This is a genomic window from Methylomonas sp. ZR1 (assembly GCF_013141865.1).
Classification (GTDB): Bacteria; Pseudomonadota; Gammaproteobacteria; order Methylococcales; family Methylomonadaceae; genus Methylomonas.
In genome coordinates, this window is sequence record NZ_RCST01000001.1 from 3,917,601 (window position 1) to 3,936,524 (window position 18,924).

Annotated in this window: 16 protein-coding genes; 10 read left to right on the forward strand and 6 right to left on the reverse strand. The window is 53.0% G+C overall.

Going from position 1 to position 18,924, the window contains the following annotated elements; all coding sequences use genetic code 11:
* The first annotated feature begins 227 nt into the window (after positions 1-227).
* The 9 genes from DDY07_RS17775 to DDY07_RS17815 all read left to right on the forward strand — a co-directional run bounded on the left by DDY07_RS17775 (position 228) and on the right by DDY07_RS17815 (position 9,517).
* Positions 228-782: a shikimate kinase gene (locus DDY07_RS17775; RefSeq protein WP_171696851.1), complete on the forward strand. Its 555-nt coding sequence runs from the start codon at positions 228-230 to the stop codon at positions 780-782.
* Positions 754-1,839: a 3-dehydroquinate synthase gene (aroB, locus tag DDY07_RS17780; protein WP_171696852.1), complete on the forward strand. Its 1,086-nt coding sequence runs from the start codon at positions 754-756 to the stop codon at positions 1,837-1,839. Before DDY07_RS17775 ends, aroB begins: the two co-directional genes overlap by 29 nt.
* On the forward strand, positions 1,829-3,388 hold the full coding sequence (locus DDY07_RS17785; RefSeq protein ID WP_171696853.1) for an AAA family ATPase: 1,560 nt from the start codon (positions 1,829-1,831) through the stop codon (positions 3,386-3,388). The genes aroB and DDY07_RS17785 overlap by 11 nt, the downstream gene beginning before the upstream one ends.
* A 21-nt stretch (positions 3,389-3,409) precedes the next feature.
* Positions 3,410-4,474, forward strand: coding sequence for a uroporphyrinogen decarboxylase (gene hemE, locus DDY07_RS17790; protein WP_171696854.1), 1,065 nt, complete (start codon positions 3,410-3,412; stop codon positions 4,472-4,474).
* A gap of 259 nt (positions 4,475-4,733) precedes the next feature.
* Positions 4,734-5,153, forward strand: a complete 420-nt coding sequence (locus DDY07_RS17795; protein ID WP_064008716.1) for a secondary thiamine-phosphate synthase enzyme YjbQ — start codon at positions 4,734-4,736, stop codon at positions 5,151-5,153.
* Positions 5,154-5,163: 10 nt separating this feature from the next.
* Entirely contained in the window at positions 5,164-5,622 is a 459-nt protein-coding gene (locus DDY07_RS17800; protein WP_171696855.1) for a DUF411 domain-containing protein, read from the forward strand.
* 70 nt (positions 5,623-5,692) lie between these two features.
* Positions 5,693-6,646, forward strand: a complete 954-nt coding sequence (locus DDY07_RS17805; RefSeq protein WP_171696856.1) for an NAD-dependent epimerase/dehydratase family protein — start codon at positions 5,693-5,695, stop codon at positions 6,644-6,646.
* Between the two features lie 7 nt (positions 6,647-6,653).
* Positions 6,654-7,685 carry a glycosyltransferase family 4 protein gene (locus DDY07_RS17810; RefSeq protein WP_171696857.1) on the forward strand — a complete coding sequence of 344 codons (1,032 nt, stop codon included), beginning with the start codon at positions 6,654-6,656 and terminating at the stop codon, positions 7,683-7,685.
* Entirely contained in the window at positions 7,682-9,517 is a 1,836-nt protein-coding gene (locus DDY07_RS17815; RefSeq protein ID WP_171696858.1) for an SDR family NAD(P)-dependent oxidoreductase, read from the forward strand. The genes DDY07_RS17810 and DDY07_RS17815 overlap by 4 nt, the downstream gene beginning before the upstream one ends.
* 79 nt (positions 9,518-9,596) lie before the next feature.
* On the opposite strand, the gene DDY07_RS17820 is transcribed toward DDY07_RS17815, so the two are convergent.
* The 6 genes from DDY07_RS17820 to DDY07_RS17845 all read right to left on the reverse strand — a co-directional run bounded on the left by DDY07_RS17820 (position 9,597) and on the right by DDY07_RS17845 (position 16,872).
* Positions 9,597-10,343: a hypothetical protein gene (locus DDY07_RS17820; RefSeq protein WP_171696859.1), complete on the reverse strand. Its 747-nt coding sequence runs from the start codon at positions 10,341-10,343 to the stop codon at positions 9,597-9,599.
* 43 nt (positions 10,344-10,386) lie between these two features.
* Positions 10,387-11,358, reverse strand: a complete 972-nt coding sequence (motB, locus tag DDY07_RS17825) for a flagellar motor protein MotB (RefSeq protein ID WP_171696860.1) — start codon at positions 11,356-11,358, stop codon at positions 10,387-10,389.
* 11 nt (positions 11,359-11,369) lie between these two features.
* Positions 11,370-12,215 carry a flagellar motor stator protein MotA gene (gene motA, locus DDY07_RS17830; RefSeq protein WP_033158218.1) on the reverse strand — a complete coding sequence of 282 codons (846 nt, stop codon included), beginning with the start codon at positions 12,213-12,215 and terminating at the stop codon, positions 11,370-11,372.
* Between the two features lie 116 nt (positions 12,216-12,331).
* The gene (locus DDY07_RS17835) at positions 12,332-14,998 is read right to left on the reverse strand and encodes an MMPL family transporter (RefSeq protein ID WP_171696861.1); all 2,667 of its coding nucleotides are present in this window, start codon (positions 14,996-14,998) and stop codon (positions 12,332-12,334) included.
* A gap of 2 nt (positions 14,999-15,000) precedes the next feature.
* Complete coding sequence (locus tag DDY07_RS17840; protein ID WP_171696862.1) at positions 15,001-15,984, reverse strand: calcium/sodium antiporter; 984 nt, start codon at positions 15,982-15,984, stop codon at positions 15,001-15,003.
* A gap of 60 nt (positions 15,985-16,044) precedes the next feature.
* Positions 16,045-16,872 (reverse strand): undecaprenyl-diphosphate phosphatase, encoded by an 828-nt coding sequence (locus tag DDY07_RS17845; RefSeq protein ID WP_033158221.1) that lies wholly within the window; start codon positions 16,870-16,872, stop codon positions 16,045-16,047.
* Positions 16,873-17,187: 315 nt separating this feature from the next.
* On the opposite strand from DDY07_RS17845, the gene DDY07_RS17850 reads away from it, so the two are divergent.
* Positions 17,188-18,750: a bifunctional aminoglycoside phosphotransferase/ATP-binding protein gene (locus DDY07_RS17850; protein WP_171696863.1), complete on the forward strand. Its 1,563-nt coding sequence runs from the start codon at positions 17,188-17,190 to the stop codon at positions 18,748-18,750.
* Positions 18,751-18,924: the final 174 nt, after the last annotated feature.

The following is an 18,924-nucleotide window of genomic DNA, read 5'->3' on the forward strand; positions in this document are numbered from 1 at the left end:
TTGACCAATAAACTCCCTCTCCTGATGGAGAGGGTTGGGGTGAGGAGAATTAAATAAGGTGAATTTCCTATTTTTATGTTCCTCACCCCCTCCTTCTCCCGTGATAGAAGGGGATTCCTTTAATTTTTAGAGCCCTTCAAAAGCTAACGCCCGGCATCTAAAATTTAACTCCCTGCAAAAAGTGGGCATAATGCTCCGGTTTTTAATGCGCGAAACCAGCCAATGCAATGAAACCAGCGGCAAATATCTATTTGATCGGCCTGATGGGTGTGGGTAAAACCACCATAGGCAAACAGATTGCTAAAGCCTTGCAATGGCCGTTCTACGACAGCGATAGAGTCATCGAGGAATGCACCGGCGTCGATATTCCGACGATCTTCTCTTACGAAGGCGAAGAAGGCTTCCGGATGCGCGAGCAAACCGTGATCCGTCATTTATCGGCGTTGCAAGGGATAGTAATGGCTACCGGCGGCGGCGCGGTGTTAATGCCGGAAAATCGGACTGCGTTAAAGGAAAACGGCTTTGTCGTGTATCTGCATTGCTCTATCGACAAAATCCTGCACCGCACCAAGCACGATACGCAACGCCCGCTGCTACGTACCGACAACCCCAGACAACGCCTGCAAACCTTGCTGGCGCAACGCGACCCGCTGTATACCGAATGCGCCGATTTTAAAATCGACTCCGGCGTACTGCCCACTAAAACCGTGGTTAAAACCATTTTGCAGCAATATCAGGCTGCTTTAGAAGATCATGAAAGAATTGCAAGTTGCACTAAATAACGACAGAAGTTATCCGATTTACATTGGTGCCGGCTTACTGGCCCAGGCGGAACTGGTGACTAAACATATTCGCTCCAAGCAGGTATTGATCGTTACTAACGAGACTATCGCCCCGCTTTATCTGGCCAAATTGCAGACGGCATTGGGCGGCGACTATCAAGTCGAAGCAGTCATTCTCCCAGACGGCGAGCAATACAAAACGCTCGAATATTTAGAAAAAGTCTTCGATCAATTGCTCGCCAAAAAATTTAGCCGCAACGCCACGTTAATTGCCTTGGGCGGCGGAGTGATCGGCGACATGGGCGGCTTTGCGGCGGCCTGTTATCAACGCGGCATCGCCTTTATCCAAATCCCCACCACTCTATTGGCTCAGGTCGATTCCTCCGTCGGCGGTAAAACCGGCGTGAACCATCCGCTGGGTAAAAATATGATAGGCGCGTTTTATCAACCGCAATGCGTCATCGCCGACGCTGACGTGCTGGATACTCTTGACGACAGACAACTTTCGGCTGGCCTGGCGGAAGTCATTAAATACGGTCTGATCCGCGACCCCGGCTTTTTAGAATGGCTGGAAGCCAATATGTCAAAATTGCTGGCGCGCGATAAAGACGCCTTGGCTTATGCCATCGAGCGCTCCTGCATCAATAAAGCGGAAGTGGTCGGCGAAGACGAGTTCGAATCCGGTGTGCGCGCCACGCTAAATCTAGGCCACACCTTCGGCCATGCCATCGAAACCGGCAGCGGTTATGGTCATTATCTGCATGGCGAGGCGGTGGCTATCGGCACTTGTTTTGCCGCCGATTTGTCGCGGCGCCTGGGCTGGCTGAACGATGCCGACGTCGAGCGCATTATCGCCGTATTCAAGGCCGCCAATTTGCCCGTCACACCGCCTAAGGAAATGACGACCGAACAATATGTGGACTTGATGGCCGTGGACAAAAAAAATGTCGACGGCAAAATTCGGGTGATTTTGCTGGAAGCGGTCGGCAAAGCCTCTCTCCCCGTCAACGTCGATCTGGCGCAATTGCAGGCAACCTTGAACAGCTATGCTGGATAACGACGACCTGACTTACAGTTACCAAAAGCGCTCCGTGGTCAACAATACCGAACGGGCCTTGATAACGCTGGAGCGCTCGCAAAAGCTGGATTTGCTGCTGCACTTGCTGGCCAATTTGCAGCAATCTCTGATCGTCTGTGGCCCGGAAGGCATCGGTAAAACCACGTTATTGGAGGCTGTCAGGCAAAATCGCAAGGATATGTGGGAGGTCGTGTTGTTGCCTGCCTCAGCAGACTCCAGCTTCGAAAGTCTGATCAACGATGTGTTACGCGGTCTGAACCTCGCCAAAGCCTCGGCTTTCGATCTAAGCGCATTGCGCGACAAATGCGCCAAACAAAAAGTAGTGCTGTTGATCGACGATGCCGGCAACTTGGTGCCCGGCTTGATCACAATGCTGATCGAGTTTGCCGAATCGCTACCGGGTTTGCGACTGGTGTTGGCGATGAATCACGATCAATTCCACATCAAAAGCGGTACCGACAAACGGGTGGAAGAATGTCATTTCATCGAACTACCGCCGCTCAGCAAAAAGCAATGCGGCGAGTATTTGCAAAACCTGTCGGCGCAACCGGGCGCGGTGGTGTCATTCAACGCCATCAGCGACAGCCTGATCGAGGATTTATACCGCGCCAGCAACGGCATCCCCGGCAAAATTCTGGCGCAATTGCCTAAATGGGCTAATTACCAAAGCCAAAAACGCAGCAAGGTGGGATTATGGTTGGCAATCGCCGGCGTTTTAGCCGGAGCCGGCTATGCGGTGCAATCTTTATTACCGCTGGACAGGATTATTGAACAGCCCTCCGTCAATGCGCCGCTTGCCAGCCAAAGCGAAAACACCAGCAAGCTTGTGATCGAAAGCCTGCCCGTTCCGGCAACACCTGCACTCGTAGAGCCATCGGTTCCTGCAAATGAGATACCAATAGCACCAATCCCGGTTGCAGCATTGCCCGAACCTAAAGCTACCGAGCCGGAACCGTCACCACCTATTGATGCGGTCGCCGTTGCCCCCGTTCAGGAAAAGCCCAAGCCGGCCAATCCTGTTCCAAATAACACGGAAAAACAGCCGGCAAGCCAGCCTGTTGCCAGCGAAACTATCAGTGCAGCAGCAACCGTCACCAGCCCGGCGTCACCTAAACCCGAGCCGCAGCCGGAAAAACCAGCAACGCCTGTCGCAGAGCCAATCCCTGCAGCAGAGCCGCCGCCCATCCAAGCCGCGACCAAGCCCGTGGAACGTAAACCTGCCAAACCCGCCTTCGAAGGCAGCGACCAGGACTGGATAATGGCGCAACCGGCCGGCAACTTCACGCTGCAAGTCATGGTACTGTCCAGTAAAGATGCGGCGCTACGTTTCCAAAAAAAATACGCCGATTACCGCGACGGCCTGAAGTTCTATCCGATCAAACAAGGCGAACAGGAAAAATACGTGGTAATTTACGGCTCTTTTCAAACCGCCGCCGAAGCGATCCAGCTTAAAGCCGTGATGCCCGGCGAATTTAAGCAGGCCATGGAAAAGCGCTTCCGGGCCGTACAAAAAGAAAGCCGCCGCTGATTCTCACCCCCAATCAAACGAATGACCAACTTACAAAACGACTTATTCTTAAAAGCCCTGTTAAGACAGCCTGTCGAGCGCACACCGGTCTGGATGATGCGCCAAGCCGGACGTTATTTACCCGAGTATCGGGAAGTGCGCGCCAAGGCCGGCAGCTTCATGCAGCTATGCACCAATCCGGAACTGGCCTGCGAAGTGACCTTGCAACCGCTGGAACGTTTTAATTTCGACGCTGCCATCTTGTTTTCCGACATTCTGACCATTCCCGATGCGATGGGCCTAGGCTTGTCGTTTGCCGAAGGTGAAGGCCCGCAATTCTCAAACCCGGTTAGAACCGCCGCTGACATCGCCAAACTGCCGATTCCCGATCCTGAAGCCGAATTGCGCTACGTGATCGACGCAGTGCGCTTGATCAAAACCAATCTGCATGGGCGAGTGCCATTGATCGGTTTTTCCGGAAGTCCCTGGACGCTGGCCACCTACATGGTGGAAGGCAAAAGTAGCAAAAGCTTTCAGAAAGTAAAAAGCCTGATGTTCGAACAACCGCAACTCATGCACCAAATGCTGGATAAGCTGGCGCAATCGGTCGCCTCTTATTTGAATGCGCAAATCGCCGCCGGCGCCGATGCGGTGATGGTGTTCGACACCTGGGGGGGCATGCTCAGCCACGACGATTATCTGGAGTTTTCGCTACGCTATGCGCGGCAGGTTCGCGAGCTGTTAAATACCCGCCACGATGGCAAGAAAATCCCCACCATTTTGTTTACCAAGGGCGGCGGTCTGTGGCTGGAAGCGATGGCCGATACCGGTTACGACGCACTGGGCCTGGACTGGCAAACCGACATCGGCCAAGCGCGCGCCCGAGTCGGCGACCGGGTGGCGTTGCAGGGCAATATGGACCCGATCACGCTATATGCGCAACCGGAAGTGATCCGCGAGAAAGTCGGCAAAGTGCTGCAAGGTTTCGGCAATGGCTCGGGACATGTATTCAATCTGGGTCACGGCATTTTGCCGGACATTAATCCGGAACACGTCAAGGCCATGGTCGATGCGGTGCGGGAATTGAGTCCGCAATATCATCGATAAATAAGGGCATTTACACTTAAGGACAATGCCGCTAAGTTACGCCTCCCTCTCCCTCCGGGAGAGGGCTGGGGTGAGGGGTGTAAATAATTGATTTTAATCTCCCTCATCCTAACCTTCTCCCGGAGGGAGAAGGAATTATCTACCTCAACTTTGCGGTATTGCTCCGGGATTAGAGGACCAATGGCGGAGTTTTACGATTCGCTGAATAATTTGCAGCCATCCAAATTTCCAGCATTTATCAATTTTTAACATTCTCGCCATGTGGATTCAAAAACGCATCCAGCTTGCCGCAAAACCGCGCGGTTTTCATTTGATCACGCGGGAAATCGTCGGCCAGCTAGCCGAGCTGGATAAAATTGAAATCGGCTTGGCGCATGTGTTTTTGCAACATACCTCGGCATCGCTGGCAATCAACGAAAACGCGGACGCGGACGTGCGCCGAGACCTGGAAAGTTATTTCTCCCGAGCGGTAACGGAAAATGAACCATACTACCGCCACACGCTCGAAGGGCCGGACGATATGCCCGCTCATATTAAAACCGTTATTTTAGGCAGCTCGCTGAGCATTCCGATCAGCGACGGCCAATTGGCCTTGGGGATTTGGCAGGGCATTTATCTATGTGAGCATCGCAATCATGCAGGCAATCGCACTATCATCGTTACACTACACGGCGAATAAAGAGGTATTTATGAGAGCAGCAAAACTAATCGTTTTATTACTGGCGGCTTGCAGCCAAAGCCTGTCCGCCGAGGAAGCCGGCAAGCCGCTGGAAATGACAGTCTATCGCAGCCCCACTTGCGGTTGTTGCGGTAAATGGCTGGAACATGCCAAACAAAACGGTTTTAAAATCAACGACATGGTTAGCGATGACATGGAAACCATCAAAGCCCGTTTCGGTGTCCCTGAGAAGCTGGCGTCCTGCCATACTGCGGTCGTGGACGGCCACGTGATCGAAGGCCATGTGCCTGCTACCGATATTCAAAAGCTTTTGCAAAGCAAATCCAACATAGTCGGTATCGCCGCGCCGGGCATGCCGATGGGCAGCCCCGGCATGGAAATGGGCGGGCAGCAAGATGCGTACAAGGTGGTTTCCTTCGATAAGGAAGGTAAGTATGAAGTGTTTGCAGAGCATGGCAGCAAGCAATAACTCAACTTACGTACTCTCGCCGTCCGTTTAAATCGCTGCCAATCATTATGTCTTTTCGCCAACATATAGCATGACTAAGGCCCTCGTCACCGGTGCCAGCGGTTTTATCGGCGCGCACCTATGCCAAGCCTTGGTCAATCAGGGTTATACGATCAGAACATGTAGTCGCACGGGGAATGATGAGAACAACATCGCTTTGGATTTGGCAGCACCGGGAGCTTGCCCCCCGGAGTTGTGCGCCGGAATAGACGTAATATTTCATCTGGCCGGCAAAGCCCACGCCTTGGCGGAAAGTCGGCAGGATGAGGCCGAATACCGGCAAATCAACACCGAAGGCACGCGCAAACTGCTGGAAGCCGCACAACAGGCCGGAGTGAAAGCCTTTGTGTTCTTCAGCAGCGTCAAAGCCGTCAGCCAGACTAGCCGACAAGCCATGGATGAAACGGTCAACGCCCCCGCCTCAGATCCCTACGGTTTGTCCAAATACGAAGCCGAACAACTGGTGCTGAACGGCGGCTACGTCCCGCATCCTGTGGTGTTACGGCCCAGCATGGTCTACGGCGACACCGGGAAAGGCAATCTGCCGCGCATGATCCACGCAATTCGCCGCGGCATATTCCCGCCGCTACCGGAATCCGGTAACCAGCGCTCCATGGTGCATGTCGATGATGTGGTGGCATCGGCATTGTTGGCTGCAGAAAATCCCGAAGCAGCCGGGCAGGTCTATATCGTCACGGATCAACAAAGTTATTCCACCCGGCAGATTTACGACGCGATCAGAGCCGCGCTCGGCAAGGGGCCTGTCGCCTGGTCGATACCGATGCCGTTGTTAACCAGTTTAGCCAAATTGGGCGATGGCTTTGGCCGGCTGACGGGGCGACGCTTTCCCATCGATAGCGATAGCCTGGAAAAATTAACCGGTTCGGCGTGGTATTCGTCTGCTAAAATCGCCAGCGAATTGGGTTTTCAACCTCGCCAAACTCTCTGGAAAGCCCTGCCCGATATTATTCGCCATCTAAGTTAAATCCAGCGTGCTACTGCTTTCTACTGTTACCTTGCTGCTCGCCGCCGTATTGACCGGCCTGATTCGCCGTTACGCCTTAACTTACAAGGTACTGGACATTCCCAACCAACGCAGCTCACACAGCGTGCCAACCCCGCGCGGCGGCGGCTTGGCTATCGTGCTGGCCTTCAGCGTGGCGATGCTCTGGTTGTTTTTTGACCGGCAACTGACTGGCACATCCCTGGCCTTGCTGGGCTCCACGCTATTGGTAGCCGCTATCGGCTTTTGTGACGATCACGGCGAAGTGGCCGCGCGCTGGCGTTTCTTGACGCATTTGCTGGCGGCGATCATCGCCCTGGAATTGTTGGGCGGCCTTCCCGTGGTATTGGTCCCCGCGCCATTCGACGCTCTCTTCGGGCGCTTAAGCGTCAATCCAGGCTGGTTGGGCTACCCCTTGGGAGCACTGTTTTTGGTGTGGGCCTTAAACCTGTTCAATTTCATGGACGGTACCGACGGCATTGCCGCGTCGGAAGCGCTGTTTGTATCCTCGGCATTGGCGGGCTATCTGTTTTTTATCGACCAAAGCTTATGCGGTGTTGCCTTGAGTTTGGCGGCGGCTTGCGGCGGCTTTTTGCTGTGGAATTGGCCGAAAGCGAAAATCTTCATGGGCGATGTCGGTAGCGGCTTTATAGGGCTGTTGCTGGGTTTATTAATTTTACTGGCCGCACAACAGGCCGCCGTGCTGCTGTATTGCGGGCTGATTTTATTCGGTGCGTTTATCGTGGATGCCAGCTATACCCTGGCGGTCAGAATGTTCAGCGGACAAAAATGGTACGCGGCGCATTGCTCGCATACCTATCAGCATGCAGCCAAGCGTTACGGGCATTTACCGGTGTTATTGGCAAGCTGGGTAATTAATTGCGGTTGGCTGCTGCCTATATCCCTATGGATATTCAAGCATCCCAGCCATGCTTTAGCCGGCGTTATCGTGGCTTATCTGCCCTTAATCTATCTGGCTTACCGGTTTAAGGCCGGCCAATCCGAGTTGGTTAATTCGTGACTTTAAGATTCCGCTCCCGCACCACCATTTTCTTACACGACCTGGCCATGATCCCGCTGGCCTGGTTTGGCGCTTACTGGCTACGCTTTAATCTGCAGAACATCCCGGACGAATTTTTTTATTCGGCCTTATTGTTCCTGCCTTGGGTCATAGCCATCCAAGTCAGTTTATTCTGGGTGTATGGTTTGTACCGCGGCGTTTGGCGGTTTTCCTCGCTGCCGGACCTGATCCGCATCGGCAAAGCGGTGTTGACCGGGATTTTTTTTATTGCCTCCGCCTTGTTTTTATACGACCGCCTACACGGCGTGCCGCGTTCGGTCGTCCCCCTTTACGTGCTGATCCTGTTTTCCTTGCTCAGCATTCCGCGTCTGGTATATCGCTTTTGGAAGGAACAGACGTTTGCCGAGCGCGTGGGTAAGCGCGCATTGATCGTCGGTGCCGGTTCCGCCGGCGAAATGCTGGTGAGAGATTTATTAGCCAATGTCGATAGCGATTATGTGCCGATAGTGTTCGTCGACGACAACCATGGTAAATACAAGCGCGAAATTCGCGGCATCCGCGTCGCCGGCACGGTCGAGCAAATTCCGGAGTTAATCGAACGCTGGAATATCGAAACGGTGCTGATTGCCGTGCCGTCGGCCAGCGATCAGCAAATGCGCCGTATCGTGGAAATCTGCGAAAACTGCTCTGTGGATTTTCAGACCCTGCCGTCGGTTAAGGAACTGCTGAGCGGCGCGGTCACCACCGCCAATCTGCGCAGCGTCTCTATTGAAGATATTCTGGGCCGCACGCCGGTGAAGCTGGATTGGCCCGGCATAAAAAACCATCTACACGGCAAAGTCATTTTGGTGACAGGCGGCGGCGGTTCGATAGGTTCCGAGCTTTGCAAGCAATTGGCCAGAGCCCAGCCGCACAAGCTGATCGTATTCGATCAGTGCGAGTTTAATTTGTACAAAGTCAACGCCGACTTGAATCGGCTGTTTCCGGAGTTATCGCACCAAGCCGTGTTGGGCGATGTCGCCGATCCCGTTGCGGTGCAGCAATTAATTGCCGGGCAAAAACCGGAAATCGTGTTTCACGCCGCCGCTTATAAACATGTGCCTTTGCTGGAAAATCAGATCCGCGAAGCGGTGCATAACAACCTGATCGGCACCAAGATCCTGGCGGAAGCGGCGATTGCCGCCGGAGTGGCGCGCTTTGTGTTAATTTCCACCGATAAAGCCGTCAATCCGACCAACGTGATGGGCGCCACCAAGCGGGCGGCGGAAATCCTGTGCCAAAACCTGAATCAGACCGGCAACACCCGCTTTACCACGGTACGCTTCGGCAACGTGCTCGATTCGGCCGGTAGCGTCGTGCCGCTGTTTAGAGAGCAAATCAAGGCCGGCGGCCCCATCACGGTCACGCATCCGGATATTACCCGCTACTTCATGACGATTCCGGAAGCCTGCCAGCTCATCATGCAAGCGGAAACCATAGGCCAGGGCGGCGAAGTGTTTGTATTGGATATGGGCGAACCGGTCAAAATTACTTACCTGGCGGAGCAGATGATCCGCCTGAGCGGCAAAGTCCCGAATAAAGACATTGCCATTAAGATTGTCGGCTTGCGGCCCGGCGAAAAACTCTACGAAGAATTATTCCACGATCAGGAACAATTAATGGCAACCAGCCATGCGAAATTGCGCCTGGCCAAAGCCCGACTCTACGACTCGGTGGAATGGGCTAAACAGATTGAGGATTTGCAGAAGCAGTGCAGGAGCTACGATAACCAACAGCTGTTGGCCGGTTTGAAGCAGTTGGTCCCCGAATTTACGAATACGCCGACGGCTTAAATATCAGCGCTAAAGATCACTCGCTCCAGGCAATGTCATTGAGCTAAGCCCCCTCCTGCTGAAGAAAGCCAAAGGGTTCTTAACTTTTCAGAGATCCGCCTATCCGATAGCAATACAGCTTGGTTTTGCGGCTATCGTTCAGTTCGAGCACCGATTCAGGGTGGCTATCCGGTATCGGAAAAGAGGACGAGATAAATAAACAGCCGTCCCGCATTTCCCGTCGGACTTTTTCGCCTATTTTCGCCATCACCAGCGGCGACAGGAAGGCGAACACCACATCAAACTCGCGTAAATCCTGCTCCCAAAAACTGGATCTGCCGACCCGGACATTAGCCAGATTGCGGCAACGCCATCTTGCCAGCAGCCAGGGTAGCGGCGCCCGCTCCAAGGCCACCACAGCCATGTCCGGCCGGGCTTTTGCAAGCGGCACGACAACGGTAGCCAGACCGGCGCCAATATCGATAAACGCTTGCGCCCGTTCGCGGCTTACTATTTCGATCAGCGCCTGACTGACAGCGGAAGACGATAAGAACAACGGCACATCACCTTTCACTGTCCCCCAAAATAATAGGGTTAGCAGCAGCAATGTCAGCAGATACAGCCAAGCAGGCAATTGCCAGCTCAGCCCCACTAACACGGTCGGCAAAAATAGCAAATGAATCGGCAGCCACCAGACAGGCTGGCGAAAACCGCGAGAGAACAGTGCGGCCAAGCCGGCCTGAATAGCGACAGCTTGCCAAACGCTAATGGGCAGGATTTGTGCGCGTAAGCCCATCACAGCGACACAGGCCATTAGCTGACTCAGGAGAGCCTTGAATAACTGCATCAGATCCTTACCGTACGTTCAGCCTAGTACTGACCGGGCCAAATTAATGCGCAGCGCCGTCCGCCCCTGTAATTTTGGTATTTTGCTGAATAGTCGGCGATATGGCCGGCAAACCGGGCACAGAGGTATCGCTGCTGCCGGGCTTATCTTCAGCGCCATCGTGCAGCACCTGATTTTCGGTCTTTTTATTCATCACGACGATGGAAATCCGCCGATTCATCGGATCGTTAGGCACGTCGCCCTTGTAGGGAATACTGGATGCCAAGCCGACCACGCGCAGCACCTTGTCTTCACTGAGTCCGCCTTGGGTTAACTCACGGCGCGCCACATTGGCCCGATCGCTGGATAGCTCCCAGTTGGAATAACCGGTGCGATTGCTGGGAAACGGCAATGCGTCGGTATGGCCGTTGATGGTGACTTTGTTGGGTAATTCGTTGATCACCGGTGCCAACTCGCGCAGGATGGCTTGCGCATAGGTTTCGATACCGGAACTGGCCAGTTTGAACATCGGCCGATTTTGCGCATCGATAATCTGGATTTTCAAACCTTCCGGGGTGGTTTCCAGCTTGATCTGATCTTTATATTCCGCCAACTTGTCATTGGCTTTCAGCATGTCCTCGATTTTTTCCTGCAATTTTTCCAGCTTGAGTTTTTCCTGCTCTTCCGCCAGTTTTTCAATATCCTCAGGCGTTGGCTCGGCCGGGGTATTTTCCCCTTGATGCACTTGCCCCTCGTCTTGCGATTTCAAGTCCTGGCCGCCGGCCTGAATGATGCTGGTCCGGTCGCCGGAGCCCTCACCGGGGTTACTGACAATCGCGACGCCAAACGGGTTTTGGAAATATTCGGAAATGCCTTTTTTAGTTTTCTCGTCGGTGGAACCGAGTAACCACATCAACAGAAAGAAAGCCATCATCGCCGTCACGAAGTCGGCATAGGCAATTTTCCAGGCCCCGCCGTGATGCCCACCGTGACCACCCTTCTTGATTTTCTTGATGATTATGGGTTGTTCGGCCATTGTCGTTTACCTTATTTGCCGGCTTTCAATTGTTCTTCCAGCTCGGTAAAGGTCGGCCTGGCATGATGTGGAATCGCGGTACGCATGAATTCCACCGTCATCGCCGGCGAAGTACCTTTCGCGCAATTCAGCAGGCCTTTTTGCGTGCATTTATAGGCGTTGCTTTCTTCTTCCAGCCGCGCTTCCATGACCGACGCTACCGGGCCGATAAAGCCGTAAGACACCAAAATACCCAGGAAGGTACCGACCAGCGCCGCCGCGATCAATTTGCCCAGTTCCGCCGGCGGAATACCCACCGATTCCATCGTATGTACCACCCCCATTACCGCCGCGACGATACCGAAAGCCGGCATGCCATCACCGACTTTTTGCACGGCTTTGATCGGCTCGTTGCCTTCGGCGTGGTGTACTTCGATTTCCGCGTCCATGATGTCTTCCAGTTGGTTGACATCAACCCCGGTCAGGATCAGCCTGAGCTTGTCGCAAATGAACTCCATCAGATGGTGATCGTGGACGATTTTTTCACCGAATATGGAGCTACCCTCCGGATCGTCCACCACTTTTTCCAGGGACAACAAACCTTCCTTGCGGGCCTTCTGACTCAGCGCGTTAAAGCTCATCAGCAGTTCCATGTAGTACTCCTTGGTGTAGGTACTACCTTTCAGCGTGGCGGTTCCGCCGGCCATCGCTGCTTTACTGGTGGCCAGCGAGTTACTGGCCAGGAAGGAACCGAAGGCGGCACCGACGATGATCAGCACCTCAACCGGCTGCCAAAGCACGCCCAGATGGCCGCCGGCCATCAAAAAGCCGCCCAATACACAGCCTAAAATAATCACATAACCAATGATTACAAACATGGTTGCCTCTAAAAAACTAAAAGTTAATTATAAAAATCAAACTTACCCTGGGTTCGCTACCTTTACCGGCCGCCATGTAAGTTGCCGGATAAGTCTAGGCTATGGTTTTCAAACTCTCAGGCTAAATGCTCAGTTTTTTTTAAAACCAGCTTGCTGATAGCCGGCAGCACCACAAAAGTACACGTCATGATCCAGAAAATGCCGATAGTGATGACCAAGCCCATGCTGGAGATGCCCTGATGCGGGGAAAATGCCAAACCAACAAAGCTGGAAATGGTGGTCAACGCGCCGTAGAACATGCCGCGCGCGGTACTGGATTGATAAATATTCTGATCCTCGGACAACGAATGATGCAATTTTTCAACCATATGGATGCCGTTATCGACACCCAGCCCCATTAATAAAGGCAAAGCGATAATATTGGCAAAATTGATCGGCGTGCCGGTAAACACGGTAGTTGCCATTGTGAACAAGCCGGCCAACACTAAGGGTGTCATCACCAACAGCGTGTCGACGATACTGCGGCGTATGAACATCAGCAGCAAGGCAATCGCCACCAGGGCAATGATGATGGCTTCCTGGAAGGCACCGATCACCGCTTTCATGGATTCCCAATACATGACCGGCAAATCGGTGGCGTTGGGCGCTACGGCCTGTACGTCGGTGATGAAAGCCTGCAAGTTACCGAGATCGTTCAAATCTTCCTTTGGAAAAATCTGGATACGGTATAAACCGTCTTTACTCAACCAGCGTTCCTTGATTTCCGCCGGGATACTGGTCGGTACAATTTCCTCGGCATGGAAACCGATCAGAAGCTGGTTCATGACAGTGGGCAAAGTGCCGAGCAACGAGGTTTGAATCTTCTCGATAAACACGCCGCGGTCCGGCTGGAATCTGGCTTCCAACTCCACCATCACGTCTTGCAACTGCTGTTTAAAGGTTTGCAGGGATTTGATGTCCGCCGGATTGGTTTTTTTCGGCAGGTTGGCATCAATCGCGGCGATCATCCGCTTGATGGCCGGCAACGGATCGGTGCCGGTTTTCAATTGCGGGAAAAACTGGCTTTGCGGACCCAGGGTCAGCACCATATCGTCGATGATACCCAATTTGCTTTCTTGATCGTCAGGCACAAAGTCGAACAAGCTGACGGTTTTATCTACGGTTTTCAGACTCTCCAGCTTTTTCTGCGCCGCTCTGGCTTCGTCTTCGTTTTTCACCAAAACCGTCAAGGTCATCGGCGAAGTTTCGCGCTCTTTCATCAAGTCCTTGAAGGCAATCACCGACTCGGTATGCGGATCGCGCAGATTCAAGGGATTGAAATCGGTTTGCACCTGAAACACAAAGTACACGGCAACCACCGCGCCCAGCAAAGTCAACAAGGAAATCGGTTTGGCATAGTGCAACGTATAGTGAGCCAACACGTGGGTAAACTTCGACTCGCCGGGTTGCTCGCCATGCAATTGATGCACGGGCGGATTCGGCAACACCTTAAGCAGCACCGGCAGCACAGTCAGCGTAATGAATAAGCAAATGAACAAGCTGGTACCGGCCAGCAAACCCAACTCGGAAATGCCTTGGTAGTCGGTGGGAATAAAGGCATACAAACCGATGGAGGTAGTGCCGGCGCACAAAATCAAAGACGGACTGGTTGCCAACAAGGCCGAACGGATTGCCTTGCCTTTGTCGCTACCGTACAAATCCAGATTGTCGCGATAACGCAGGCAAAAATGGATCGCATACTCCACGCCCAAACCAATATTGGATACCGCGAAGGCAACAGAAATCAGATTGAGTTGTTTCACCGCCACGGAGGCGAACAAACCGCAAAACACCATGCCCAAAGCCAATGTCAGCAAGGTAGCCAGCATCAACAGCCAGGAGCGGTAGGCAACCAGCAAAATGCCGCAGACCAATACAATCGAAAAAATGCTGGCGGTAAAGGTCCCCTCACTCATGCCGGCCATTTCGTCGTGCTCCAAACCGACTTCGCCGGTCACCCAGACTTTGACGGCCGGCATGTTGGGGTCTTGAATTTTGTCGGCGGCGTGCCGGATGACATTAATCGCCGGCTCTACCGGCAAAATTTGGGTGTAATCGAATTTTGGCGTGACAAAGATAAAGGCTTTGTCCGATTGCTCTTCGCTGATCTTGTTTTCGGCAATCAGTTTTTGCCAGGACAGCAGGTCGGTTTCGCCGTTCAGGGTCTTATGCAGCGAGTTGCTGACCTTGTCGATTAAAGACATCAGATCGATGGGCACTTCTTCGGTTTTGGTTTCTGCATTCAGCGCATCTTCGAAGATCGAGAAAAAGCCATTCAGGCTGGGATCTTGCGAGATGCGGCCGATAAACGGCTGGGCTTGCGCCAGCGTCACCGAAAAATCCTGCAACTTATCAGTATCCAGATACAGCAGGCCATTGCGCTGAAAAAACGCATTTTCATCCGGCCGATAGACTTTGGTGAAATGTTCGGTATCCGCTCTAAGCTCCCGGCTCAAGCGTTGGGCAGCGGCCTTGGTCAACTCCGGACTGGAAGACTCGATCACCAGCAGCAAGGTATGGACTTCCTGGCCGAACTGCTGTTCGAATTTGCGGCGGTTTTGCTGAAACGGCGCTTCCGGAGCGATCAGTTCCGCCGTATCGGTGTTGACGGTCAGATGATTGCCGGTGTATTGCGCGGCCAGATAAGCCAAGATTACCGAAGCCAGTAACACTAACCCCGGCGAATACAGCAACCAGTTGCCCCATCGAAAAGCGATATTTCCCAAACGTTTTTCCAAGGACATACTTAAGCGCTCACGACGGTGTTAATCAAGTACACGGTGTAACTGGCGTAAATGGCCAACAAGATGCCGCCTTCAACCCGATTGATGCGGCCTTGCTCGCCTTTTCTGGCGTAGCCCAAAAAGAACAGCGACACCGTTAACAAGGCCATCAGCGGCCAATCGCGATTAACGATTTCCACTGGAATCGACATCGGCTGAATCACCCCGGCCAAACCCACCACCGCCAACGTGTTGAATAAATTGGAACCGATGATATTGCCCAAGGCCAGATCGTGCTCGCCTTTACGGGCGGCGGCAATCGACGACGCCAATTCAGGCAAGGAGGTACCGATGGCGACGATGGTCAAACCAATCACCAAATCGCTGACGCCCAAATCCTGGGCAATCGATACGGCTCCCCAAACCAATAAGCGGGAGCTGATCACCAATAACAGCAAACCGGAAACCAGCCAGATGACAGCCTGAGCGCAGGACATCGCATGCTCTTCCAATTCTTCAGCAACTTCTTCGCCTAACACGTCGGTCGTCTCGGCTGTTTTACTCATCCCTTGTCGGACCATCCAGGTCATCACGCCAACGAATACCGCCAGTTCCAGCACCGCATCCATCCGCGACAGATCGCCGTCGTATACCTGACCTAGCACAAACAAGGTCACCGCGAACAACACCGGCAGTTCTTTTTTAACGATTTGCGAATGGACGGTAATGGGACTGATCAAGGCGACCATCCCCAGAATCAAGGCAATATTGGTGATATTCGACCCGTAAGCATTGCCCAGCGCTATACCCGGATTGCCTTGCCAGGCCGACAAGGCGGACACGGACAACTCCGGCGCGGAGGTGCCGAAACCGATCACCACCATACCTATTAACAACGGCGACATGCCCAGAAAACGCGCTATCGCCGCAGCTCCTTCGACAAAAATATCGGCACTCCAAACCAACACAATCAGACCGATGACTATCATCAACAGTGGCAAAGCCATAACCTACCCTTAATTTTAAAGATCAAAAAACCGAAATACTGCCCTACGTGACGCCGAATGCTAATCCACCGTCCACTGCACCAAACCGCTGTAAGCACTGGCAATCACCACCACGCCAAACACAATCCGATACCAGGCAAAAATGATGAAATCGTGATGACTGATGTAACGCAGCAAACCTTTTACCGCCAGCAAGGCACTGATAAAAGCCGCGACTAAACCGACCGCGAACGACAGTGCATCGCTTTCGATATGCAGCAAGTCGCGGTGCTTGTATAAGTCGTACAGACTGGCGACGACCAAGGTGGGAATCGCCAAAAAGAAAGAAAACTCGGTAGACGCCTTACGCGACAAACCGAACAGCAAGCCGCCGATAATGGTCGCGCCGGAACGGGAGGTGCCGGGGATCAAGGCAAAAGCTTGGGCGATACCCAATTTCAAGGCATCCAGCGGACTGAGATCGTCAACATTATCAACCCGGATTTTGTGCTCACGCTTTTCCGCCCAGATAATCACGAACGCACCGATGATAAACGCCAACGCCACCGGCACCGGCTTGAACAGCGCGGCCTTGATATGTTTGCCAAACAACAAGCCCAGCGTCGCCAGCGGCATAAACGCAATCGCCAGATTCAATACAAATTTTTGCGCCTGCCTGTCGCTGGTCAATCCGCTCAATACCGAGCCGATCTTGGCCCGGTATTCCCAGCAAATCGCCAGAATCGCGCCGACCTGAATGACGATGGTAAACAGCTTGGCTTTATCGTCGTTAAAATTCAGCAAGTCTCCGGCTAAAATCAAATGACCGGTGCTGGAAATGGGAAGAAATTCGGTTAAACCTTCAACTACGCCGAGTATCAGGGATTTAATGATGAGGGTAATGTCCATTTTTTATCAGGCTCCGTACCAGTCAGGTACCAGGGTCGAAATCAGCATGTCGATGAAGTTGATGTAAACCAGTCGAATTTGGTAAGCCTATGAAAAAGCCATATAAGCTGGGCGGGATTATAGTCGAAATCTCAACCATTACGTAACTTTACGCTGTAAGGCACGGCAAATCCTGGCATTTATGACCGACGTGCCTGGCAGCAATTTAGGTTTGGGCGTGCTTTGCATAGCGCTCTCCGGTCTGCCAGAATCGCCGACAGTACAGGCACTGCCGTTGCAGTATTAATCCCGCTCAGTCTGGGAAGGTGTTTAATCATGGCCATTGCATATCCTCCACTGATAAGCGCTCTTTGCGATCCTGCCTGTTTCCCGCACCCGGTCAAACGGGTCACCGTGCTGGAAACTCATATTTCCTGGGTATTGCTGGCCGGCCGCTATGCTTACAAGATTAAAAAACCGGTCGATTTGGGCTTTTTGGATTTCAGCCAACTTAGCCAGCGCCACTTTTACTGTCAGGAAGAAATTCGCTTGAATCGGCGTCTGGCGCCCGGCATTTATTTGCAGGTGGCGGCTATTGGCGGGAGCCCCAAACAACCCCGAATCAACGTGGAGCCGGCGTTTGAATATGCGGTAAAAATGCGCCGCTTTGCCGCCGGTAAGCTGCTGGATACTTTGCTGCCCCATCAGGAAATTACGCCAACGCATATCGACAGCTTGGCCGACACTATCGCCCGGTTTCATAGGGGCTTGGCGCCGGCGAGTCCGGACTCGAACTACGGCTCTCCGGCCACCATTGAAGCGCCGGCCCGGCAAAATTTTCAGCAATTGCTTGAGTTGATGAAACCCGAAGATGCCGCATTGATCAAGTCAATGCAAGATAACTGTCGGCAAGCATTTTTGGCGGCCGAAAACCTGTTTTTGCAGCGGCAACAAGCCGGCTTTATCCGTGAATGCCACGGAGACCTGCATCTGGGCAATATCGTGCTGTTAAGAGGTCGGCCGGTCGCATTCGACGGTATCGAGTTTTCGCCCGAATTGCGCTGGATAGATACGATGAGCGATGCGGCATTCCTGATCATGGACTTGCTCCATCGCGGGCGCGCCGATCTGGCGTACCGGTTTTTGAACGCCTATGTGCAAATCAGTGGCGATTACGCTGGCCTCGGCGTGTTGCGCTTTTATCTCAGTTACCGGGCCGCGGTGCGCGCGAAGATTGCCGGGTTCAGGTTTGCGCAAACCGGCGCAGAATCGGCCAGACAAGCATGCCTAAGTTATTTAAATTTGGCCGACAGCAGTTTAAGCCCGCGCAAACCGGCATTGCTTCTGACCCATGGCCTGCCAGGTTGCGGTAAAAGCGCGGTATCGCAATTACTATTGGAAAAACATCAGCTGATCCGCTTGCGTTCGGATGTCGAGAGAAAACGGCTGTTTGGGTTAAGCGCCCTGCAAAAAAGCAGTTCGGCAATCGATGGCGGCATATACCATCCACAAGCCGGCCAAAAAACCTACCAACATTTGCTAGACCTAGCACAAACTCTGCTTAAATTCGGGTTCCCGGTTATTGTCGATGCCGCATTTTTGCAACACGCCCAACGCCGCCCGTTCCAGTTACTGGCACAAAGCCTGGGAATTCCTTTCGTCATTGTTTCGATACAGGCTAAGGACAAGGTGCTGCAGCAACGCATACAGCGTAGACAAGAACAAGGCGGCGACCCATCGGAAGCCGACTTGAGCGTATTGGACAAAGCCAAGACAGGCGCCGAAGCATTGCAAACCGAAGAGCTGCCGTACAACCTCGTATTGACCAACAATAGCGACGGTCTGGACGAAATCGATCAACAAGCAGCTTGGCACGAGCTGGCGCGAACACTAGGATAAGCCAAGCCAAACCGGCGTTTGCCGAAACGGACGCTGTAAAACTGCGCGCTTGGACAATATTAAATTCACGGTAAATTAGGCGGAGAGGGTTGGCATTTCCTACTGTCCACGATCTTTGTTAGAATCGCGGGTGATCGCTAGATAATTAAACCAATAAAAACCACCATTTGAGCC